Origin of the sequence: Streptomyces sp. GESEQ-35 (assembly GCF_017948485.1) — a bacterium.
Taxonomy (GTDB): domain Bacteria; phylum Actinomycetota; class Actinomycetes; order Streptomycetales; family Streptomycetaceae; genus Streptomyces.
In genome coordinates this window covers 138,724-161,564 of the sequence record NZ_JAFFSX010000009.1, presented here as the reverse complement: position 1 = coordinate 161,564, position 22,841 = coordinate 138,724, and the positions used below count along the sequence as shown (strand labels likewise).

The 22,841-nt window shown below is 70.3% G+C and carries 18 protein-coding genes; 9 read left to right on the top strand and 9 right to left on the bottom strand.

Annotation, left to right across the window (positions count from 1 at the left end; translation table 11 throughout):
• Nucleotides 1–56 precede the first annotated feature (56 nt).
• On the top strand, nt 57–1,823 hold the full coding sequence (locus KCH87_RS19630) for a beta-galactosidase family protein (protein ID WP_210587460.1): 1,767 nt from the start codon (nt 57–59) through the stop codon (nt 1,821–1,823).
• 37 nt (nt 1,824–1,860) lie between these two features.
• On the top strand, nt 1,861–2,742 hold the full coding sequence (locus KCH87_RS19625) for a hypothetical protein (RefSeq protein ID WP_210587459.1): 882 nt from the start codon (nt 1,861–1,863) through the stop codon (nt 2,740–2,742).
• 75 nt (nt 2,743–2,817) lie between these two features.
• Here KCH87_RS19625 and KCH87_RS19620 read toward each other — a convergent pair whose 3' ends face one another.
• Together KCH87_RS19620 and KCH87_RS19615 are read right to left on the bottom strand one after the other, a co-directional pair.
• A complete protein-coding gene (locus KCH87_RS19620) occupies nt 2,818–3,723 on the bottom strand; it encodes an SDR family oxidoreductase (RefSeq protein WP_210587458.1) in 906 nt (301 codons plus the stop codon).
• A gap of 107 nt (nt 3,724–3,830) precedes the next feature.
• Complete coding sequence (locus tag KCH87_RS19615; RefSeq protein WP_210587457.1) at nt 3,831–4,610, bottom strand: SDR family oxidoreductase; 780 nt, start codon at nt 4,608–4,610, stop codon at nt 3,831–3,833.
• A gap of 125 nt (nt 4,611–4,735) precedes the next feature.
• Here KCH87_RS19615 and KCH87_RS19610 point away from each other — a divergent pair, with 125 nt between their 5' ends.
• From KCH87_RS19610 to KCH87_RS19590, 5 genes are read left to right on the top strand one after another with little or no spacing between them, the layout of a single operon-like run.
• On the top strand, nt 4,736–5,509 hold the full coding sequence (locus KCH87_RS19610) for an enoyl-CoA hydratase family protein (protein ID WP_210587456.1): 774 nt from the start codon (nt 4,736–4,738) through the stop codon (nt 5,507–5,509).
• On the top strand, nt 5,510–6,337 hold the full coding sequence (locus KCH87_RS19605; protein ID WP_210587455.1) for a CoA transferase subunit A: 828 nt from the start codon (nt 5,510–5,512) through the stop codon (nt 6,335–6,337). It abuts the gene before it with no gap.
• The gene (locus KCH87_RS19600; protein WP_210587454.1) at nt 6,334–7,062 is read left to right on the top strand and encodes a CoA-transferase subunit beta; all 729 of its coding nucleotides are present in this window, start codon (nt 6,334–6,336) and stop codon (nt 7,060–7,062) included. The genes KCH87_RS19605 and KCH87_RS19600 overlap by 4 nt, the downstream gene beginning before the upstream one ends.
• Nucleotides 7,062–8,126: a nitronate monooxygenase family protein gene (locus KCH87_RS19595; RefSeq protein WP_210587453.1), complete on the top strand. Its 1,065-nt coding sequence runs from the start codon at nt 7,062–7,064 to the stop codon at nt 8,124–8,126. The genes KCH87_RS19600 and KCH87_RS19595 overlap by 1 nt, the downstream gene beginning before the upstream one ends.
• Nucleotides 8,123–8,764, top strand: coding sequence for an SIMPL domain-containing protein (locus tag KCH87_RS19590; protein ID WP_210587452.1), 642 nt, complete (start codon nt 8,123–8,125; stop codon nt 8,762–8,764). Before KCH87_RS19595 ends, KCH87_RS19590 begins: the two co-directional genes overlap by 4 nt.
• 209 nt (nt 8,765–8,973) lie before the next feature.
• Here the strand turns inward: KCH87_RS19590 and KCH87_RS19585 are convergent, their stop codons facing one another.
• The 3 genes from KCH87_RS19585 to KCH87_RS19575 are packed head-to-tail and all read right to left on the bottom strand — an operon-like array spanning nt 8,974 to nt 11,594.
• Nucleotides 8,974–10,131 carry an acetyl-CoA C-acetyltransferase gene (locus KCH87_RS19585; protein ID WP_210587451.1) on the bottom strand — a complete coding sequence of 386 codons (1,158 nt, stop codon included), beginning with the start codon at nt 10,129–10,131 and terminating at the stop codon, nt 8,974–8,976.
• A 34-nt stretch (nt 10,132–10,165) separates the two neighbouring features.
• Nucleotides 10,166–10,780, bottom strand: coding sequence for a TetR/AcrR family transcriptional regulator (locus KCH87_RS19580; RefSeq protein ID WP_210587450.1), 615 nt, complete (start codon nt 10,778–10,780; stop codon nt 10,166–10,168).
• A gap of 25 nt (nt 10,781–10,805) precedes the next feature.
• Complete coding sequence (locus KCH87_RS19575) at nt 10,806–11,594, bottom strand: SDR family oxidoreductase (protein ID WP_210587449.1); 789 nt, start codon at nt 11,592–11,594, stop codon at nt 10,806–10,808.
• A gap of 73 nt (nt 11,595–11,667) precedes the next feature.
• Between KCH87_RS19575 and KCH87_RS19570 the strand changes: the two genes are divergently transcribed.
• Complete coding sequence (locus KCH87_RS19570; RefSeq protein WP_210587448.1) at nt 11,668–12,807, top strand: acyl-CoA dehydrogenase family protein; 1,140 nt, start codon at nt 11,668–11,670, stop codon at nt 12,805–12,807.
• On the top strand, nt 12,807–13,757 hold the full coding sequence (locus tag KCH87_RS19565) for an acyl-CoA dehydrogenase family protein (protein WP_210587447.1): 951 nt from the start codon (nt 12,807–12,809) through the stop codon (nt 13,755–13,757). Before KCH87_RS19570 ends, KCH87_RS19565 begins: the two co-directional genes overlap by 1 nt.
• On the opposite strand, the gene KCH87_RS19560 is transcribed toward KCH87_RS19565, so the two are convergent.
• From KCH87_RS19560 to gltB, 4 genes are all read right to left on the bottom strand, one after another.
• Entirely contained in the window at nt 13,732–15,372 is a 1,641-nt protein-coding gene (locus KCH87_RS19560; protein ID WP_210587446.1) for a cytochrome bc complex cytochrome b subunit, read from the bottom strand. The two genes, KCH87_RS19565 and KCH87_RS19560, sit on opposite strands and share 26 nt — an antisense overlap.
• 105 nt (nt 15,373–15,477) lie before the next feature.
• Entirely contained in the window at nt 15,478–16,200 is a 723-nt protein-coding gene (locus tag KCH87_RS19555) for a VWA domain-containing protein (RefSeq protein ID WP_210587445.1), read from the bottom strand.
• Between the two features lie 241 nt (nt 16,201–16,441).
• Complete coding sequence (locus KCH87_RS19550) at nt 16,442–17,905, bottom strand: glutamate synthase subunit beta (protein ID WP_210587444.1); 1,464 nt, start codon at nt 17,903–17,905, stop codon at nt 16,442–16,444.
• A complete protein-coding gene (gltB, locus tag KCH87_RS19545) occupies nt 17,898–22,505 on the bottom strand; it encodes a glutamate synthase large subunit (protein WP_210587443.1) in 4,608 nt (1,535 codons plus the stop codon). The genes KCH87_RS19550 and gltB overlap by 8 nt, the downstream gene beginning before the upstream one ends.
• Nucleotides 22,506–22,841 lie beyond the last annotated feature (336 nt).

Sequence of the window (22,841 nt, the reverse complement as noted above, 5' to 3'; positions counted from 1 at the left end):
AGCAGCGCCGATCTTTGTCCATGGACGTGATCGCCGCCAGGGGTGAGGGTGGCTGCATGAGCGAGTTCACTGTGGGGGACACGGATTTTCTGCTGGACGGGCGGCCGGTGCGGCTGCTGTCCGGCGCGCTGCACTACTTCCGGGTGCACGAGGCGCAGTGGGGGCACCGGCTGGCGATGCTGCGGGCGTTGGGCCTGAACTGCGTGGAGACGTACGTCCCGTGGAATCTGCACGAGCCCGCCCCCGGCAGCTTCCGGAACGTCGACGCCCTCGGCCGGTTCCTGGACGCGGCCCGGGAGGCGGGCCTGTGGGCGATCGTCCGGCCGGGGCCCTACATCTGCGCCGAGTGGGAGAACGGCGGGCTGCCGCACTGGGTGCCGGGACATCCACGCACGCGTGACGAGCGTTTTCTGCGTCCCGTGGAGGACTGGTTCCGCCGGCTGCTGCCGGAGGTGGTGCCCCGGCAGATCGACCGCGGCGGTCCGGTGATCATGGTGCAGGTCGAGAACGAGTACGGCAGCTACGGCTCGGACGCGGAGTATCTGCGCCGCCTGGCCGACGTGCTGCGGGACGAGGGCGTCACGGTGCCGTTGTTCACCTCGGACGGCCCGGAGGACCACATGCTCACCGGCGGATCCGTGCCCGGGGTACTCGCCACGGTGAATTTCGGCTCCCACGCGCGCGTGGCGTTCGAGACGCTCCGAGGGCACCGTCCCCAGGGTCCGCTGATGTGCATGGAGTTCTGGTGCGGCTGGTTCGACCACTGGGGCGGGGAGCACGCCGTACGCGACGCCGACGACGCGGCCGAAACCTTGCGGGAGATCCTGGAGTGCGGTGCCTCGGTCAACCTCTACATGGCGCACGGCGGCACCAGCTTCGCCGGCTGGGCGGGCGCCAACCGGGGCGGCGGCGACATGCACGACGGGCCGCTGGAGCCGGACGTGACCTCGTACGACTACGACGCCCCGATCGACGAGTACGGCCGCACCACTGAGAAGTTCCGGCGCCTGCGCGAGGTGCTCGCCGCGTACGCCGACGGTCCCCTGCCCGAACCCCCGCCCGCACCAGCGCCGTTGGGCGCCCCCGCCGACGTGGACCTCGCGGACTTCGCGCCCCTGAGCGCCGTACTTCAGACGCTCGGCGGCCCCGAGACGACGTCTCCCGTCCCGCCCTCCTTCGAGGAGCTGGACGTCGACCGGGGTGTCGTACGGTACGAGGTCACCGTGCCGGGGCCGCGGCAGCCGTATCCGCTGATCGCGCGCGGGCTGCGGGATCTGGCGGTGGTGTACGTCGACGGGGAGCGCGCCGGGGTGCTCACCGAGGGCGACGAGCGGCTCAAGGAGCCCGTTGCCGGGCACGCGCGCGTGGAGCTGTGGGTGGAGTCCCTGGGGAGGGTCAATTACGGCCCCCGCAGCGGCGAGCCCAAGGGCATCACCGGGGGCATCCTGCACGAGCGGCAGTTCCTGCACGGGGTACGCGCGCGTGGACTGCGTCTGGACGCCTTCGACGCCGGGGTGTCAGGCGTGCCTTTCGAGCCGCTGACCGGGGAGGGTGCCCCCGGCCTGTACCGGGGTACGGTCACGGTCCGCGACGCCGGGGACGCCTGTCTGGAGCTTCCGGGCTGGACGCGCGGGTTCGTGTGGATCAACGGCTTCAACCTGGGGCGTTACTGGTCGGCGGGCCCGCAGCGGTCGTTGTACGTCCCCGGCCCGGTGCTGCGGGAGGGCGTCAACGAGGTGTGGGTGCTGGAGTTCGAGGGGCCGTCGGCGCAGGCCGGGCTTCGCCTGGGAACCGACCCTCGGAATCCGCTCATACCCTCGTAGAGTGGAATCGGGTTGAGGGCGTCTTGGGGGTACGGGCGTGGCGAACGACGGTCCGGTCGAGCACGGCTACCCGCACCTGGAGACGGTGCGGGCCTCGATCACCGCGCTCTACAAGCGGCTGTCGTACGACACCGTCCAGACGTTCCCGACCAGCGTGGCCCCCGTCGACGTGGCGTTCTGCGACACCGACGAGCTGTATCTGGGCGCCCAGCGGGTGGCCCGGGAGCTGGTACGGCACTACCGGCTCCCGGACGCCCGGGTGATCGTCAGCTTCCGGGAGATGAAGCACGCCGCGAACGTCGAACTCACCGCGGGCCCGGAGTACTTCATCGAACTGAACGACCGCTTCCGTACGCATCGGCGGGATATCGGCGCGGCCCTCGCCCACGAGATCATGCATGTCTATCTGCACCGCCTCGACCTGTCCTTCCCCGGCACCCGCGACAACGAGATCCTCACGGACACCGCGACGACGTATCTGGGTGCCGGCTGGCTGCTCCTCGACGCCTACCGGGAGGACGCGGCGTCGTCGCAGAAGCTCGGCTATCTGACGCCGGAGGAGTTCGGCTACGTCCTGGCCAAGCGCTCCCTGGTCTTCGGCGAGGACCCGTCCGTGTGGTTCACCAGCCCGCAGGCCTACACCGCGTACACGAAGGGCATGGTCCAGGCCCGCCAGGACGAGCAGCAGCCCCCGCTGACCGCGGCCGGCTGGGCGGGCCGCCGCCGCTACGCCCGCGACCGCCGCCACGCCCACGGCCCCCAGACCGGCGTCCCCTACACCTTCAGCCCCGACGGCGGCGGCCACCTCCGCGTCACGTTCCCCTGCCCGACCTGCCACCAGCGGATCAGGGTGCCGGTGCGGGGGCGGATGCGGGCGCGGTGTTCCTTGTGCCGGACGGTGCTGGAGTGCGATACCTGAATTGGGGGTGGTGTCTTGTCTGCGGGTGCGTTGTGGCTGGTCGCGCAGTTCCCCGCGCCCCTTGAGGGAGTTTCGCTACGCCCCGTAAACAGGTCCCGGCACCTCCGCCTCCTCCAGCAACTTCAGCACCGTCTCCCCCGCCTCCCCCGCACCCCACCGCGCCCCCTTGTCGGCGGTCGGCCCCGCACGCCAGCCCTCCATGACCGTGATCCGCCCGCCTTCGGTCTCGAAGACGCGCCCGGTGACGCCGGCGCTCGCGGTGGAACCGAGCCAGACGACAAGGGGAGAGACGTTCTCCGGGGCCATGGCGTCGAAGCCGGCGTCGGGGGCCGCCATGGTGTCGGCGAAGGTGCGTTCCGTCATCCGCGTCCGGGCCGCCGGAGCGATCGCGTTGACCTGGACGCCGTACCGCTCCAGCTCGGCCGCCGCGACCAGCGTCAGCCCGACGATCCCGGCCTTCGCCGCGCTGTAGTTGCCCTGCCCGACCGAGCCGAGGAGCCCCGCTCCGCTGCTGGTGTGGACGATCCGGGCGTTGGGCGGACGGCCCGCCTTGGCCTCGGCACGCCAGTGCGCGGCGGCATGCTTCAGCGGCAGGAAGTGACCCTTGAGGTGGACGCGTACGACGGCGTCCCAGTCGTTCTCGTCGAGGTTGACCAGCATCCGGTCGCGCAGGAAGCCCGCGTTGCTGACGAGGGTGTCGAGCCGGCCGTACGTCTCCAGGGCGGTCCGGATCAGGGAGATGGCGCCGTCGGTCGTGGCGATGTCGCCGCCGTGTGCGACCGCCTCACCGCCGGCGGCGCGGATCTCGTCGACGACTCGGGCGGCGGGGCTGTCGGGCCCCGGCGTGCCGTCCAGGCCGACCCCGAGGTCGTTGACGACGACTCGCGCGCCCTCGGCGGCGAACGCGAGCGCGTGGGCGCGGCCGAGGCCACGGCCCGCGCCGGTGACGATCACGACCCGTCCGTCGCAGATTCCGGTCATATCCCGTCTCCTTGTCGACTCATCGCCCTCGCGCTACCGGTTCTCGTCACACGACCCACCTCTTCGCCGGACCTCGTCACACGGCGCCCTTCTTCGCCGCGCTCATCTCACGTCTCCTTGTTGGCAGTTGCGGCATCCAGGAACGCCGGCCGCTCCCCTCCCCCGTGCACCAGCAGGCTCGCCCCGCTGATGTAGGCGGCCGCGTCGGAGGCGAGGAAGACCGCGGCGGCGCCGATGTCGGCGGGTTCGGCGAGGCGGCCGAGCGGGACCGTGCGGGCGACCGCCTCGATGGCGTCCTCGCCGCCGTAGTGCAGATGGGACAGCTCCGTGCGGACCATGCCGACGGTGAGGGTGTTGACCCGGACCTCAGGCGCCCACTCCACGGCCATCGAACGCGCGAGGCTCTCCAGGCCCGCCTTGGCCGCGCCGTACGCCGCCGAGCCGGGCGAGGGGCGGCTGCCGCTGACGCTGCCGATCATGACGACCGCGCCACGGGCCTGCCGGAGGTGCTCGTACGCGGCGAGGGACGCCGTCAGCGGGGCGATCAGGTTCAGCTCGACGACCCGTGCGTGCCGCTCGGCTCCCGCGTCCGCCAGCCGCCGGTAAGGGCCGCCGCCCGCGTTGTTGACGAGCACGTCGAGCCGGGGCAGTCCGGCGAAGAAGGCGCGTACGGCGTCCGGGTCCCGCAGGTCCACGGGCACGAACTCGGTTCCCTTGACCGGGTCTTCGGGCGGCCGGCGCGCGCACGTGACGACCTCAGCGCCCGCCTCGACGAACGCCTTCGCGATCCCCGCGCCGACACCGCGGGTGCCGCCGGTGACGACGGCGACGCGGCCGCTGAGGGGCCGGTCGCGAGGCCGGTCGCGGGGGCCGCCGGAGTTTTCCACAGGGTCTGGCGCTCGGTTTTCCACAGGGCCTCCCGCCGAGATCCGCCTGCTGCTAGCTTCGAAGCCTCACACCTAACAAATGTTTGGTGGAAAGGCAGCTGAGTGCGAAGGTAGCTGATGCGTCCATGGGTGTCTCCACCTCGTCCCCGGAAAAGGGGGCCGAAAAAGACGGAATCGCCGTCGTCACGGTCGACTTCCCACCGGTGAACGCCCTGCCGGTGGACGGCTGGTTCGCGCTGGCCGACGCGGTGCGCACGGCCGGCCGCGACCCGGAGGTCCGGTGCGTGGTGCTGGCGGCCGAGGGGCGGGGGTTCAACGCGGGCGTGGACATCAAGGAGATACAGGCGCGCGGGCAGAGCGCGCTGGTCGGCGCCAACCGGGGCTGCTTCGCGGCCTTTTCGGCGGTGTACGAGTGCGAGGTGCCGGTGGTCGCGGCGGTGCAGGGCTTCTGCCTGGGCGGAGGCATCGGTCTGGTGGGGAACGCGGATGTGATCGTGGCGAGCGAGGACGCCGCGTTCGGGCTGCCCGAGCTGGACCGTGGAGCGCTGGGCGCCGCCACCCATCTGGCCCGGCTGGTCCCACAGCACCTGATGCGCGCCCTGTACTACACCTCGCGCACGGCGAGCGCGGCCGAGCTGCACGCGCACGGCTCGGTGTGGCGGGTGGTGCCGCGTGCCGAACTGCGCGCCGCCGCCCTCGACCTGGCCCGCGAGATAGCCGCCAAGGACGGGGAGCTGCTCCGGCTGGCCAAGGCCGCCATCAACGGCATCGACCCGGTCGACGTACGCCGCAGCTACCGCTTCGAGCAGGGGTTCACCTTCGAGGCGAGCGTGAGCGGCGTGGGCGACCGGGTCCGCGACACCTTTGGACACAACTCCTTTGGAAAGGACGGTGACTGAGTGGGCGACAAGACGATGACGGCCGGCGAGGCCGTCTCCCGGCTGGAGAGCGGCATGACCCTGGGCATCGGCGGCTGGGGCTCGCGCCGCAAACCGATGGCCCTGGTGAGAGCACTGCTCAGGTCCGGCATCACCGATCTCACGGTGGTGTCGTACGGCGGCCCGGACGTCGGCATGCTCGCCGCCGCCGGACGGATCCGCAAACTGGTCGCCCCCTTCGCCACCCTCGACTCGATCCCCCTCGAACCGCACTTCCGGGCGGCCCGCGAGCGCGGGGCGCTGGAGCTGATGGAGATCGACGAGGCGATGTTCATGTGGGGCCTGCACGCGGCGGCGAACCGACTGCCGTTCCTGCCCGTGCGGGCCGGAATCGGATCGGATGTGATGCGGGTCAACCCGGGCCTGCGGACGGTGACTTCGCCGTACGACGACGGGGAGACGTTCGTGGCCATGCCCGCCCTGCGGCTGGACGCGGCCCTGGTCCACGTCAATCGCGCCGACCGACGGGGCAACGGCCAGTGTCTGGGGCCCGACCCGTACTTCGACGACCTGTTCTGCGAGGCCGCGGAGGCGGCGTTCGTCTCCTGCGAGCGGATCGTCGACACCGCCGAGCTGACCAAGGAGGGCGCACCCCAGACCCTGCTGATCAAACGCCACACGGTGACCGGCGTGGTCGAGGCGCCGGGCGGCGCGCACTTCACGTCCTGCGCGCCCGACTACGGCCGCGACGAGGCCAGGCAGAAGGAGTACGCCACCACACCCTGGGCGGAGTTCGCCGAGCGGTTCCTCAACGGGCCCGATAACGGGCCCGATGCGGAGGGGACATGACCGCGACACGGAGTGAACACTGCGTGATCGCCTGCGCCGAAGCCTGGCGCGGTGCCGGTGAGATCCTGGCGAGCCCCATGGGCCTGATCCCGTCCATAGGCGCGCGCCTGGCCCGGCTCACCTTCTCACCGGACCTGTTGCTGACCGACGGCGAGGCGATGCTGGTCGGTGTGGACGGCACCGTCGAGGGCTGGTTGCCGTACCGGCAGCATCTGACCCTGGTCACCTCGGGCCGGCGGCACGTGATGATGGGCGCGAGTCAGATCGACCGCTTCGGCAACCAGAACATCTCGTGCATCGGCGACTGGGAGAAACCGAAACGGCAGCTGCTGGGAGTCCGGGGAGCACCGGTCAACACCCTCAACAACCCGACCAGTTACTGGGTCCCGAAGCACTCCCTGCGGGTCTTCGTGGAGAAGGTCGACATGGTGTGCGGGGTGGGGTACGACCGCGCGGCCGGCGCCCGTCACCACCGCATCCCCCGTGTCGTCTCCGACCTCGGCGTCTTCGACTTCGCGACCCCGGACCACTCGATGCGGCTGGCCTCGCTGCATCCGGGCGTGACTGTCGAGGAGGTCAGGGACGCGACGGGGTTCGCACTCACGATCCCGGACGAAGTGCCGTACACCCGTGAGCCGACGCCCGTGGAACTGCGCCTGATCCGGGAGGAGATCGATCCGGCCGACACCCGCGCCCGCGAGGTACCCGAGGAGGCGAAGACCTGATGGACACCGCGCTCACCCGGCTGGTCGGGGTCCGCCACCCGATCGTGCAGACGGGGATGGGCTGGGTGGCGGGCCCGCGTCTGGTCTCGGCGACGGCGAACGCGGGGGCGCTCGGCATCCTGGCCTCGGCGACGATGACCACGGACCGGCTGCGTGAGGCGATCCGCGAGGTCAAGTCCCGTACGACGGCGCCCTTCGGGGTCAATCTCCGCGCCGACGCCTCGGACGCCGGGGACAGGGTGCGGATCCTGGTCGAGGAGGGCGTCCGGGTCGCCTCATTCGCCCTGGCCCCCTCTCCCGAGCTGATCGGCACGCTCAAGGACGCCGGCGTGGTCGTGATCCCGACCGTCGGCGCCAAGCGTCATGCCGAGAAGGTCGCGGGCTGGGGCGCGGACGCGGTGATCGTGCAGGGCGGCGAGGGCGGCGGGCACACCGGCGAGGTCGCGACGACGGTGCTGCTGCCCCAGGTCGTGGACGCGGTGCGGATACCCGTCGTGGCGGCGGGCGGCTTCCACGACGGGCGGGGTCTGGTCGCGGCACTGGCGTACGGGGCGGCGGGTATCGCCATGGGCACCCGTTTCCTGCTCACTTCGGACTCGACGGTGCCGGACGCGGTGAAGGCGCGGTACCTGACGGCCACCGTCCGGGATGTCACGGTCACCACAGCGGTCGACGGCCTGCCCCACCGCATGCTCCGCACGGAACTGGTCGACTCCCTGGAGCACTCCGGCCGCGCGAGAACCCTGCTGCGGGCCGTGCGCCACGCCGCCCGCTTCCGGAAGCTGTCCGGCCTCAGTTGGCCGGCGATGATCCGCGACGGCCTCGCCCTGAAACACGGAAAGGACCTGTCCTGGAGCCAGGTCCTGCTCGCCGCCAACACGCCGATGCTGCTCAGGGCGTCGATGGTGGACGGACGCACAGACCTGGGCGTGATGGCCGCGGGCCAGGTCGCGGGGGTGATCGAGGACCTGCCGTCGTGTGTGGAGCTGGTGGAACGGGTGATGGCCGAGGCCCGGGAAATCGTGGATGGGTTGTCGGTGTCCGGTGATTCAATGCCCGCATGACGGAGACGATCAGCGAGCCCTGGGGGCTCAGTGTGTTCGGGGCGGGCAGCGTGCGGGTCGAGCCCCAGTTGGTGCGGGTGAAGTTGACGGTGGATGTGCTGGAGCCGGCGCCGGACAGGGCGTTCCAGGAGGCGGGCGGGGCGGTGACGCGGCTGCGCGAGGTGCTGCGCGGACACGGGATACCGGACGCCTCGGTGTCCGGTTCCCGGCTCAAGCTCAGCTCGGAGTACGACGGTTACGGCAGCGACCGGAAGTTCCTCGGCTACCGTTGCACGGCCTCGTACGTGGTGGAGACCGAGGCGCTCGACGACCTTCAGCAACTCATCGTGGACGCGGTCGATGCGGGCGCGCACCGCATCGACAGCGTGGAGTTCGACGTACACGACAAGCCCGCGCTGCGGGACGAGGCCCGACGGAAGGCGGTGGCCGCCGCCCGTCGCAAGGCCGAGGTCTACACGGAGGCGGCGGGCGTGCCGCTGGGGACGGTGCTGCACATCCAGGACGTGGACCCGGAGTCGTACAAGTTCCGCCAGTACCGCGGAGACCACGGTGGGGGCGGCGGTTCGGCGGGCGATCTGGCGCCCGGCATGGTGGAGGTGTCCGCGGCGGTGGTGCTGGGTTTCTCCCTCGCACGCTGACCTACGGCCGCCCCTGTCGTCTCTGTCGTCTCTGTCGTCCCTCAGAGCCGCTCGACAATCGTCACGTTCGCCTGGCCCCCGCCCTCGCACATCGGCACCATCCCCGACGGCCCCCTCGCACTGCTCGGCCCCAGAGGGCCTCCCAGGCTTCGGGAGCCTGCGCCGGACTCCGTCCGGCGGGGTGGGCAGCCGTCCTCTCGCCGCTCTCCTCAGAGCCGCTCGACGATCGTCACGTTCGCCTGACCCCCGCCCTCGCACATCGTCTGAAGCCCGAAGCGGCCGCCCGTGCGCTCCAGTTCGTGCAGGAGGGTCGTCATCAGCTTCACGCCGGTGGCGCCGAGCGGGTGGCCCAGGGCTATCGCACCCCCGTTGACATTGACCTTCTCCGGATCGGCTCCCGTCTCCTTCAGCCAGGCCAGGACGACCGGTGCGAAGGCCTCGTTGATCTCGACGAGGTCGATGGCGTCGATGGACAGGCCGGTCTTCTTCAGGGCGTGGGCGGTGGCCGGTATCGGAGCGGTCAGCATCCGGATCGGGTCCTCGCCGCGCACCGAGAGATGGTGGACGCGGGCGCGCGGCGTCAGCCCGTGCTCGCGCACCGCCCGCTCCGAGGCCAGCAACATCGCCGCCGCGCCGTCGGAGACCTGCGAGGAACAGGCAGCCGTGATCGTGCCGCCGTCGATGACCGGCTTCAGCCCGGCCATCTTCTCCAGGGAGGTGTCCCGGCGCGGCCCCTCGTCGACGGTCACCCCGCCGTACGCCACGGTCTCGCGGTCGAAGCGCCCCTCGTCGATCGCCCGCAGCGCCCGCCGGTGCGAGCGCAGCGCGAACTCCTCCTGGTCCTCCCTGCTGATGCCCCACTTGCCGGCGATCATCTCGGCGCCGACGAACTGGTTCACCGCCCGGTCCCCGTACCGCGCCCGCCAGCCCTCGCTGCCCGCGAAGGGGCCCTGGGTGAATCCCAGCGGCTCGGCGGCCTGCCGGGTCGCGTAGGCGATCGGGATCTGCGACATGTTCTGCACGCCGCCCGCGACGACCAGGTCCTGTGTCCCGGAGAGCACGCCCTGCGCCGCGAAGTGCACGGCCTGCTGCGAGGAGCCGCACTGCCGGTCCACCGTCACGCCCGGCACCTCCTCGGGCAGCCCGGCGGCCAGCCAGCAGGTGCGCGCGATGTCGCCGGCCTGCGGCCCGACCGCGTCCAGGCACCCGAAGACGACGTCCTCGACGGCGGCGGGATCGACGCCCGAGCGCCCGACCAGTTCCTTCAGCACATGCGCGCCCAGGTCGGCCGGATGGACCTTGCTCAGTCCTCCCCCGCGCCGCCCGACGGGCGTACGGACCGCTTCGACGACATAGGCCTCGGCCATGGCAACTCCCTCACAGATAAGGGCACGTCAACGACTATTCACGTACGGCGATCCCGTCCAGCACCATCGACAGGTACTGCCGGGCGATCTCCTCCGGACTGTGGTGTCCGCCGGGCCGGTACCAGGACGCGGCGACCCACACCGTGTCCCGCACGAACCGGTAGGTGAGCCGGACGTCGAGGTCGGACCGGAAGACCTCGGCCGCGACCCCCCGCTCCAGCGTGGACAGCCACGCCTTCTCGAACTTGCGCTGTGATTCGGCGAGGAACGTGAACCGCTCCTGCGCGACGAGGTGCTTGGACTCCTTCTGGTAGATCGCGACGGCGGCGCGGTGCCGGTCGATCTCCCGGAACGACTCGGTGACCAGGGCCTCGAGCGTCTCGCGCGGGCCCAGCTCGGCGGCGCCCAGGACGGTGTCGTACCCGTCCCAGAGCTCGTCGAGGAAGGTCCGCAGGATCTCCTCCAGCATCGATTCCTTGGAGTCGAAGTGGTAGTAGAGGCTGCCCGCCAGCATCCCCGCGTGGTCCGCGATCTTGCGGACGGTGGTGGCGTTGTAACCCTGCTCGGCGAAGACCTCGGCGGCGGTGTCGAGGAGCTCGCGCCGGCGCTCGGGCGCGGCGGTCACCTGGGGCTTCTTCTTCGTAGGCACGAACACATTGTGGTCTGCTCCGTCGTCAGGGATGCCGGCTGCTGACGGAGACGACTTCTCCGGTCATGTACGAGGAGTAGCCCGACGCAAGGAACACGATCACGTTGGCCACCTCCCAGGGCTCCGCGTACCGTCCGAAGGCCTCCCGTTCGGTCAGCTCGGCCAGCAGCTCGGGGCTGGTCACCTTCACCAGGTGCGGATGCATGGCGAGGCTCGGCGACACCGCGTTGATCCGCACTCCGAACTCGGCGGCCTCCAGCGCCGCGCACCGGGTCAGCGCCATCACCCCGGCCTTCGCGGCGGCGTAGTGCGCCTGCCCGGCCTGGGCGCGCCAGCCGACGACGGAGGCGTTGTTGACGATCACGCCGCCGTCCCCGCTCGCCCGAAACAGCCGCAGGGCCGCCCGCACGCACCGGAACGTGCCGTTCAACGTCACATCCAGCACCCTCGACCACTGCTCGTCGGTCATCTCGACGAGGTCCGAAGTGCCGCCGAGCCCGGCGTTGTTGACGACGACATCCAGCCGGCCGTGCAAGGCGAGTGCCGCCTCGAACAGCGCGTGCACCTGCGCCTCGTCGGTGACATCGCACGGCAGCGCGGCGACCGCCGCCCCGAACTCCCCGGCGAGCTCCGCCTCGTATTCCTTGAGCCGCCCCACATGGGTGTCGCTGATCAGCACGCGCGCGCCCTCCTCCAGGAAGCGCCGCGCGGTCGCCCCGCCGATCCCCGCGCCGGCCGCCGCGGTGATGACGGCGGTGCGGCCTTTCAGCAGCCCGTGCCCGGGCACGTACGCCGGACTCTCGACGCCTGTCATAGGGCCACGCTAACCTACCAAACACTTGTTAGGGAAGACTGCCGAGGAGACCGCAGCCGAAGGGACGCCGCCGATGGATCTCGCCTTCACACAGGACGAGGACGCCTTCCGGGCCGAGGCCCGAGCCTGGCTGCACGCGCACGTGCCGTCCGCCCCGCTTCCCTCCCTGGAGACCGGGGAGGGCTTCGCCGCACACCGCGCATGGGAGGCCGAACTGGCCGCGGACCGCTGGTCGGTGGTGGACTGGCCGAGCGCGTACGGCGGCCGGGACGCGGGCCTGATCAGATGGCTGATCTTCGAGGAGGAGTACTACGCGGCAGGCGCACCGGGCCGCGTCGGCCAGAACGGCATCAGCCTCCTCGCGCCCACCCTCTTCGACCACGGCACGGAGGAACAACGCGCGCGCGTGCTGCCACCGATGGCCTCCGGCGAGGTGATCTGGGCCCAGGCGTGGTCGGAGCCCGAGGCCGGATCCGACCTGGCGTCCCTCCGCTCGAAAGCCGTCCGCACGGACGGCGGCTGGCTCCTGACCGGGCAGAAGACCTGGTCGTCACGGGCCGCGTTCGCCGATCGCGCGTTCGGCCTGTTCCGCAGCGAGCCGGACACCCCGAAACCCCACCAGGGCCTGACCTACCTGATGTTCGACCTGCGCGCCCAGGGCGTCACCGTCCGCCCGATCGGCCGCCTCGACGGGAAACCGGCCTTCGCCGAGCTGTTCCTGGACGAGGTGTTCGTCCCCGACGAGGACGTGATCGGCGAACCCGGCCGGGGCTGGCGGATCGCCATGTCGACAGCGGGCAACGAACGCGGGCTCACCCTCCGCTCCCCCGGCCGCTTCCTCGCGAGCGCCGACCGCCTGCTGAACCTCTGGCAGGCGCACGGCAGTCCGGAGACAAGGAAGAACCGCGTGGCCGACGCCCTGATCGACGCCCGCGCCTACCAGCTCTTCACCTACGCCGCCGCCTCCCGCTTCCTCGACGGCCAGGAACTCGGCCCGGAGTCCAGCCTGAACAAGGTCTTCTGGTCCGAGTACGACATCGCGCTGCACGAGACGGCCCTCGATCTCCTCGGCGCGGACGGCGAATTGGCGGACACGGACTGGACGGAGCGGTACGTCTTCGCACTCGCCGGCCCCATCTACGCGGGCACGAACGAAATCCAGCGCGACATCATCGCCGAACGCCTGCTCGGCCTGCCGAAGGGACGCCGCTGATGCGTTTCCTGCTCGACGCCGAACAGCGCGCGTTCGCCGCCTCGCTGGACGCGCTGCTGACGGCCGCCGACACGCCCTCGGTGGTACGGGACTGGAGTCGCGGTGACCATGGAAGCGGCCGCGCGCTGTGGCGCCGTATCGCGGAGGCGGGCGTGTTCGCGCTGGCCGTACCGGAGGAGTACGACGGACTGGGCCCCCGACCCGTCGAACTCGCGGTCGCCTTTGTGGAGTTGGGGCGGCATGCGGTTCCCGGACCCCTGGTGGAGACGGTGACAGCGGCGGTACTGCTCGACAAGACCGAACGCCTGCTCTCCCCACTGGCGTCGGGCGAGACCATGGCGACGGTGGCGTACGACAGCCCGTACGCCCTCGACGGCGACGCGGCCACGACCCGTCTCGCCCTCACCCCCGACGGCCTGCACCTGGCCCCCGGCCACGGCCCCGTGCGCCCGTCCCTCGACCCCGCCCGCCGCCTCACCCCCCTCACCCCGGGCGGCGAACTCCTCACCCCCACCCCACCCGTCGAGCAGGCACTCGCCTGGGCCCGCCTGGCCGTCGCGGCCCAGGCCCTCGGTGTCGGGCTCGCCCTCCTCGACAAGACGGTCGCCTACGTCAGACAGCGCACCCAGTTCGGCGCCCCCATAGGCTCGTTCCAGGCCGTCAAGCACAGGCTCGCCGACGCGAAGATCGCCCTGGAGTTCGCCCGCCCCCTGCTCTTCGGAGCCGCGCTGACCATGGACACCGCGGACATCGCCGCCGCAAAGGTCACGGCGTGCGAGGCGGCGTACACGACGGCCCGCACCGCGCTCCAACTGCACGGCGCGATCGGCTACACCGCGGAGTACGACCTGTCCCTGTGGCTGACCAAGGCCCGTGCCCTGCGTACCGCCTGGGGCACGCCGGACGAGTGCCGGGCCCTGGTCGTCAGTGGTGGTGGTCGCCGCTCGTGACCTGCCGGTACTCCTCGGCCGTCGGCTTCGGGATGCTCGTCTCGGGCCCGAACATGGCCCGCGCCAACCGGGCCCGGACCCGCTGCGAGACCTTGACCGGCCGCCGGACACCGCCCGCGTCGACGAGCGGGCCGACCTCGTACGCCGGAAGCTGCTCGTGCTGGGTGAGGGTGTGCAGCTGCTCCTGGGCGAGAGGTTCGTGTATCTCGACGTACTCGCCCTGCGGGAGACGTTTGATGGTGCCGGTCTCCCTGCCGTGCAGCACCTTGTCCCGGTCGCGGTGCTGGAGGCCGAGACAGATCCGTTTCGTCACCATGAACGTCAGCACGGGCACCACGAAGAAGGCCACCCGCACGAACCACGTGATCGCGTTGATGGACAGATGCAGATGCGTGGCCACGATGTCGTTGCCGCCGCCGATCAGCAGCACCGCGTACAGGCTGAGCCAGGCCGCGCCGAGGCCCGTGCGCACAGGGACGTTGCGCGGGCGGTCCAGGATGTGGTGCTCGCGTTTGTCGCCGGTGATCCACGCCTCGATGAAGGGATAGAGACCGATGGCGAGCAGGATCAGCGGGAACAGCGAGAAGGGGATGAACACGCCCAGCACCAGGGTGTGGCCCCAGGCGTTGATCTCCCATCCCGGCATCACCCGGATCAGTCCCTCGGAGAAGCCCAGATACCAGTCGGGCTGGGCGCCGGTGGTGACGAGGTCGGGCCGGTAGGGGCCGAAGGCCCAGACCGGGTTGATGCTGGCGATGCCGCCCAGGATGGTCAGCACGCCGAACACGAGGAAGAAGAAGCCGCCCGCCTTGGCCATGTAGACGGGCAGGAACGGCATGCCGACGACCGACTTCTGATTGCGGCCGGGCCCCGGGTACTGCGTGTGCTTGTGGTAGAAGATCAGGATCAGATGCACGACCACCAGGCCCAGCATGATCCCGGGCAGCAGCAGGACGTGGATCGGGAACAGCCGCGAGATGATGTCGTGCCCCGGGAACTCCCCGCCGAAGAGGAAGAAGGACAGATACGTCCCCACGATCGGGACGGACAGGATCGCGCCCTGCGAGAAGCGGATGCCGGTGCCGGAGAGCAGGTCGTCGGGGAGCGAGTAGCCGGTCAGACCGGTGATGATGCCGAGGAACAGCAGGGTCCAGCCGAACACCCAGTTGAGCTCGCGCGGCTTGCGGAACGCGCCGGTGAAGAACACCCGCATCATGTGGATGAGCATGCCGGCGACGAAGACCAGCGCCGCCCAGTGGTGGATCTGCCTTATCAGCAGCCCGCCGCGCACATCGAAGCTGATGTCGAGCGTGGACTCGTACGCCCTGGTCATCACCACACCGTTGAGCGGCTCGTACGAGCCGTTGTAGACGACCTCGATGCCGCTCGGCTCGAAGAACAGCGTGAGATAGACGCCGGTGAGGATCAGGATGAGGAAGCTGTAGAGGCAGACCTCGCCCAGCATGAACGACCAGTGGTCCGGAAAGACCTTGCGCATATTGGCCTTGGCCAGCGCATACAGCCCGAGCCGCCCGTCGGCCCAGTCGGCGAGCTTCTCGCCCTTCGGTGCCTCGCCTCTGCGCGCCGCGGTGTTCCCCGATCGTGCGCCGTCCATGCGTCGTCGCCTCCCCGTCGGATCAACCTCAGGGTGGCACGGGGGCCCGCTCAAGCCAACGGTGCCGAACGACCCGTCACCAGTACGGCCGTACGATCATCATCATTACGGTCGTACGATCCCCTGCGCCCGCGCGGCCACCAGCCACTTCGGGAACTCGCCCACCACACGGTCGTACAACTCGCCGTCGGACACCGTCCGCGGGTCCGCACCGGCGTGGAAGAAGCCGGCGTTGTCGACGACCCGCTTGCCGGGCACGGCCAGGTCGTCGAGCCTGCGCAGGAAGTCGAACTGCTTGCTCGATCGGTCCCCGAAGCCGATGAACTGCCAGAACATCGGCAGCTTGGCCGCCTTGCACAGATACCGCTCCGCGGCGAACTTGTTGATCGGGCCGCCGTCGGTCTGGAAGACCACCAGGGCCGGGTCCTGGGAGCCGCTGTCGAGGTAGTGGCCGATGACCTCGTCCATGGCGAGGTGATAGCTGGTCCTGCCCATGTGCCCGAGTCCGGCCACGATCCGGTCGATGCGGCCGCGATGGTCGGCGAGGGCGATGTCGGTGACCGCGTCGACGTCCGTGGAGAAGAAGATCACGGGCACGGTCCCGTCGTCGTCCAAGTGGGCGGACAGTCCGAGCACCCGGTCGGCGAGCGCCTGCACACTGCCGTCCTGGTAGTACGGCTTCATTGACCCGGAGTAGTCGACCACCAGGTAGACCGCCGCCCGCTGTCCGTCCAGGCCGTGCTTCGTGAGGGACACCCCGGCGCTCTTGTAGAGGCTGACCAGCGCGGGCGCGGTCTCCTCCACCTTGCTGAGACTGATCGCGGCCATGCCGACTCCCCCTCCGCTCACCAGGACTGACGCCGAGGCTACGGCACTTCGGCCCCACCTCTCCCTCCGTCCACAGGCGTTCGGAGCACCGAACCGCCGAGCGCGGAGAGCAGAAAGCGGCGGCGCCTGCCCCATCGTCCGGTCGGGGACAAGGGCAGGCGCCGTCTGAGGGGGGTCTGGGGGGTATCCCCCCAGACAACCAGCCCGTACGCCTTTGTACGGGACGTCTGTTGGGGCCGGATCAGGCCATCAGCGCACGGTCCGTCGGGCGGATCGGCGCCGGCAGGTCGCTGGCACCGGTCAGGAAGCGGTCGACGCCCTTGGCGGCCGAGCGGCCCTCGGCGATCGCCCACACGATCAGCGACTGACCGCGACCCGCGTCACCGGCGACGTACACGCCCGGCACGTTGGTCTGGAAGTCGGCGTCGCGGGCGATGTTGCCGCGCTCGTCGAGGTCCAGGCCGAACTGGTCGACCAGGCCGTTCTCACGGTCGGTGCCCGTGAAGCCCATGGCAAGGGTGACCAGCTGAGCGGGGATCTTGCGCTCGGTGCCCGGCTTCTGGGTCAGCTTGCCGTCGATGAACTCGACCTCGGTGAGGTGCAGCCACTGGACGTTGCCGTCCTCGTCGCCCTCGAAGTGGGTCGTGGACACCGAGTAGACGCGCTCGCCGCCCTCCTCGTGGGCGCTCGTCACCTTGTAGAGCATCGGGAAGGTCGGCCAGGGCTGGACGACCGTGTTCCGCTCGTCGCCCGGGCGCGGCATGATCTCCAGCTGCGTCACCGAGGCCGCGCCCTGGCGGTGGGCGGTGCCGACGCAGTCGGCGCCGGTGTCGCCGCCGCCGATGACGACGACGTGCTTGCCCTCGGCCGAGATCGGGGGCGCGACGAAGTCGCCCTCCTGGACCTTGTTGGCCAGCGGCAGGTACTCCATGGCCTGGTAGACGCCCTTGAGCTCGCGGCCGGGGACCGGGAGGTCACGAGCCATGGTGGCACCGGCGGCGATGACCACGGCGTCGTACCGCTTGCGCAGGTCCGTCGCCTTCAGGTCGCGGCCGATCTCGATGCCGGTGCGGAAGCGGGTGCCCTCCGCGCGCATCTGCTCGATACGGCGGTTGATGTGCCGCTTCTCCATCTTGAACTCGGGGATGCCGTAACGGAGGAGGCCACCGATCCGGTCCGCGCGCTCGTAGACGGCGACCGTGTGGCCCGCCCGGGTCAGCTGCTGGGCGGCGGCGAGGCCCGCGGGGCCCGAGCCGATGACCGCGACCGTCTTGCCGGACAGCCGCTCCGGGGCCTGCGGGGCGACATCGCCCGTCTCCCAGGCCTTGTCGATGATCGAGACCTCGACGTTCTTGATGGTCACCGCGGGCTGGTTGATGCCGAGCACACACGCCGACTCGCACGGGGCGGGGCACAGCCGGCCCGTGAACTCCGGGAAGTTGTTGGTGGCGTGCAGACGCTCGGAGGCGGCCTGCCAGTCCTCGCGGTAGGCGTAGTCGTTCCACTCGGGGATCAGGTTCCCCAGCGGACAGCCGTTGTGACAGAACGGGATACCGCAGTCCATGCACCGGCTGGCCTGCTTGCTGATGATCGGCAGCAGGGAGCCGGGGACGTAGACCTCGTTCCAGTCCTTCAGACGTACGTCCACCGGGCGGGACTTGGCGACCTCGCGGCCGTGGTTGAGAAAGCCCTTGGGATCAGCCATTGGTCGCCGCCTCCATCATCTTCTCGGTGATCTCGGTCTCGGAGAGACCGGCTCGCTCGGCGGCGTCCTTGGCGGCGAGCACTGCCTTGTACGTGCTGGGGATGATCTTGCTGAAGCGGTCCACGGCCGTGTCCCACTCCGCCAGGAGCTTCTCGGCGACCGTCGAGCCGGTCTCCTCCTGGTGGCGGCGCACCACGTCGTGCAGCCACTGCTTGTCGGTGTCGTCGAGGGCCTCGACCGCGTCCACGTTGCCCACGTTGACGTTGTCGCGGTCCAGGTCGATGACGTACGCGATACCGCCGGACATGCCGGCCGCGAAGTTACGGCCCGTCTCGCCGAGCACCACCGCGTGACCGCCGGTCATGTACTCGCAGCCGTGGTCGCCCACGCCCTCCGAGATCACGAGCGCGCCGGAGTTGCGGACACAGAAGCGCTCGCCGGTACGGCCGCGCAGGAACAGCTCGCCGCCGGTCGCGCCGTACGCGATCGTGTTGCCCGCGATCGTCGAGAACTCGGCGAGATGGTCGGCGCCCCGGTCCGGGCGGACGATGACACGGCCGCCGGAGAGACCCTTGCCGACGTAGTCGTTGGCGTCGCCCTCCAGGCGCAGCGTGACACCGCGCGGCAGGAAGGCGCCGAAGGACTGGCCCGCGCTGCCGGTGAAGGTGATGTCGATGGTGTCCTCGGGCAGACCCGCGCCGCCGAACTTCTTCGTCACCTCGTGGCCGAGCATGGTGCCGACCGTGCGGTTGATGTTGCGGATCGCGACCTGGGCGCGCACCGGCTGGGCGTCGGTCGCCGAGTCGGCGGCCAGGGCGTCGGCGGCGAGCTTGATCAGCTCGTTGTCGAGCGCCTTCTCCAGGCCGTGGTCCTGCTCGATCAGCTGGTGGCGCACCGCGCCCTCGGGCAGCTCGGGGACGTGGAACAGCGGCTCCAGGTTCAGGCCCTGCGCCTTCCAGTGGTCGACGGCACGGGTGACGTCGAGCGTCTCGGCGTGGCCGACGGCCTCCTCGATGGAGCGGAAGCCCAGCTCGGCCAGGATCTCGCGGACCTCCTCGGCGATGAACCGGAAGTAGTTCACGACGTACTCGGCCTTGCCCGCGAACCGTTCCCGCAGGATCGGGTTCTGGGTGGCGATGCCGACCGGGCAGGTGTCCAGGTGGCAGACGCGCATCATGACGCAGCCGGAGACGACGAGCGGCGCGGTCGCGAAACCGAACTCCTCGGCGCCGAGCAGCGCGGCGATGACGACGTCACGGCCGGTCTTCAGCTGGCCGTCGGTCTGTACGACGATGCGGTCGCGCAGGCCGTTGAGCAGCAGGGTCTGCTGGGTCTCGGCGAGGCCGAGCTCCCAGGGGCCGCCCGCGTGCTTCAGCGAGGTGAGCGGCGAGGCACCCGTGCCGCCGTCGTGGCCGGAGATCAGGACGACGTCCGCGTGGGCCTTGGAGACACCGGCCGCGACCGTGCCGACACCGACCTCGGAGACCAGCTTCACGTGAATCCGCGCCTGCGGGTTCGCGTTCTTCAGGTCGTGGATCAGCTGGGCCAGGTCCTCGATGGAGTAGATGTCGTGGTGCGGCGGCGGGGAGATGAGCCCCACGCCCGGCGTCGAGTGCCGGGTCTTCGCCACCCACGGGTACACCTTGTGGCCGGGCAGCTGGCCGCCCTCGCCGGGCTTGGCGCCCTGGGCCATCTTGATCTGGATGTCGTCGGCGTTGACCAGGTACTCGCTGGTGACGCCGAAGCGGCCGGAGGCGACCTGCTTGATCGACGAACGGCGCGCCGGGTCGTACAGCCGGTCCGCGTCCTCGCCGCCCTCACCGGTGTTGGACTTGCCGCCCAGCTGGTTCATGGCGATGGCGAGGGTCTCGTGCGCCTCCTTGGAGATGGAGCCGTACGACATGGCGCCGGTCGAGAAGCGCTTGACGATCTCGGAGACCGGCTCGACCTCGTCGATGGAAATCGGCTGCCGGTCCGACTGGAAGCCGAAGAGCCCACGCAGCGTCATCAGCCGCTCGGACTGCTCGTTCACACGGTCCGTGTACTTCTTGAAGATGTCGTAGCGCGCGGTGCGGGTCGAGTGCTGGAGGCGGAAGACCGTCTCCGGGTCGAACAGGTGCGGCTCGCCCTCGCGGCGCCACTGGTACTCGCCGCCGATCTCCAGCGCGCGGTGCGCGGGAGCGATGCCGGAGACGGGGTACGCCTTGGCGTGACGGGCGGCGACCTCCTCGGCGATGACGTCGATGGCGACGCCGCCGATCTTGGTGGCGGTGCCGTTGAAGTACTTCTCGACGAAGGCCTCGTCGAGACCGACGGCCTCGAAGACCTGCGCGCCGCGGTAGGAGGCGACGGTCGAGATGCCCATCTTGGACATGACCTTCAGGACGCCCTTGCCGAGCGCGTAGATCAGGTTGCGGATGGCCTGCTCGGCCTCGATACCGGGAAGGAACGTACCCGCGCGGACCAGGTCCTCGACGGACTCCATCGCCAGGTACGGGTTCACGGCGGCGGCGCCGAAGCCGATGAGCAGCGCGACGTGGTGCACCTCGCGGACGTCTCCGGCCTCGACCAGCAGGCCCACCTGGGTGCGCTGCTTGGTGCGGATGAGGTGGTGGTGGACGGCCGAGGTGAGCAGCAGCGACGGGATCGGCGCGTGCTCGGCGTCCGAGTGGCGGTCCGACAGGACGATCAGCCGGGCGCCGTTCTCTATCGCGGCGTCGGCCTCGGCGCAGATCTCCTCGATGCGCGCGGCGAGGGCGTCGCCGCCGCCGGAGACCCGGTACAGGCCGGACAGGGTCGCGGCCTTCATGCCGGGCATGTCGCCGTCGGCGTTTATGTGGATGAGCTTGGCCAGCTCGTCGTTGTCGATCACCGGGAAGGGCAGGGTGACCGAGCGGCACGAGGCGGCGGTCGGCTCCAGGATGTTGTTCGCCGGGCCCAGCGAGGAGCGCAGCGAGGTGACCAGCTCCTCGCGGATCGCGTCCAGCGGCGGGTTGGTGACCTGTGCGAACAGCTGGGTGAAGTAGTCGAACAGCAGCCGCGGGCGCGCGGACAGCGCGGCGATCGGCGAGTCCGTGCCCATGGAGCCGAGCGGCTCGCCGCCGGTCTTGGCCATCGGCGCGATGATGACGCGCAGCTCTTCCTCGGTGTAGCCGAAGGTCTGCTGGCGGCGGGTGACCGAGGCGTGCGTATGCACGATGTGCTCGCGCTCGGGCAGGTCCGACAGCTCGATCTCGCCGGCCTCCAGCCACTCCCCGTACGGCATCTCGGACGCGAGCTGGGCCTTGATCTCGTCGTCCTCGATGATGCGGTGCTCGGCGGTGTCGACGAGGAACATCCGGCCCGGCTGGAGCCGGCCCTTGCGGACGACCTTGGCGGGGTCGATGTCGAGGACGCCGACCTCGGAGCCGAGGACCACGAGGCCGTCGTCGGTGACCCAGTAGCGGCCGGGACGCAGGCCGTTGCGGTCGAGCACGGCGCCGACCTGGGTGCCGTCGGTGAAGGTGACACAGGCCGGGCCGTCCCAGGGCTCCATCATCGTGGCGTGGAACTGGTAGAAGGCGCGCCGGGCCGGGTCCATGGAGTCGTGGTTCTCCCACGCCTCCGGGATCATCATCAGCACGGAGTGCGGCAGCGAACGGCCGCCCAGGTGCAGGAGTTCGAGGACCTCGTCGAAGGAGGCCGAGTCGGAGGCGTCCGGCGTACAGACCGGGAAGATGCGCTCCAGGTCCTTGTCGGAGGAGCCGAACAGGTCCGATACCAGCTGCGACTCACGGGCCCGCATCCAGTTGCGGTTGCCCTTGACCGTGTTGATCTCGCCGTTGTGCGCGACGAAGCGGTACGGGTGGGCGAGCGGCCACGACGGGAACGTGTTCGTGGAGAACCGGGAGTGCACGAGCGCGATCGCGGAGGCGAAGCGGCGGTCGGACAGGTCCGGGAAGAAGGGCTCCAGCTGGCCGGTGGTCAGCATGCCCTTGTAGACGATGGTCCGCGCGGACAGCGACGGGAAGTAGACGCCGGCCTCGCGCTCGGCGCGCTTGCGCAGCACAAAGGCCTTGCGGTCGAGGTCGATACCCGTAGCGGGCTCAGCGGAGCCGTCGGTGACGAAGATCTGCCGGAAAGCCGGCATCGTCGAGCGGGCGGTGGCGCCGAGGAGTTCGGGTGCGACCGGCACCTCGCGCCAGCCGAGGACCGTCAGCCCTTCGTCGACCGCGATCGTCTCGATCTGTGAGACGACCTCGTCCGCGCCCGCATCGGGCAGGAAGGCGTTACCGACGGCGTACGCACCGGCCTGCGGCAGTTCAAAACCGGCCACCTCACGGAAGAAGGCGTCGGGAACCTGGGAGAGGATGCCGGCGCCGTCACCCGAATCCGGCTCGGAGCCGGTGGCTCCGCGGTGCTCCAGGTTGCGCAGAACCGTGAGCGCCTGTTCGACCAGCGCATGGCTCGCCTCACCGGTGAGGGTGGCCACGAAGCCGACGCCACAGGCGTCGTGCTCATTGCGGGGGTCGTACATACCCTGCGCAGCAGGGCGAGCATCCATGAACGACCAGTTCTGGCCATTCGTGGAGTGCTGGGACGGCTGGCGCGGCGTACGCATCGGCTCTCCCGTCGTCGTCAACTTGGCATATGCAGTTGCCGAGGGACGACGCTGGCCCTCTGCGTGAGTGCAAAATTTCGTGCAGGTTACATGATGGGGCGGTTCTCGGGAACCGGATACCGCGTCCCAACATGCGGACGCCGCGGTCGCGGCGGGGGTACCGCGCACGGCGGCGGAAGCAATGGGGACCGAAGCGGACAGATCGATGTCCGTCAGTCCAGGGGCGGGGGAGGCGTCGTCGCTGACCCCGGGGGTGCGCGGCAGGCCTCATTGCCCACAGCGCTTACGGCTCATGCCCCGTGGTTAAGCAATCGAAACCAGCGAGTAACGGCTACT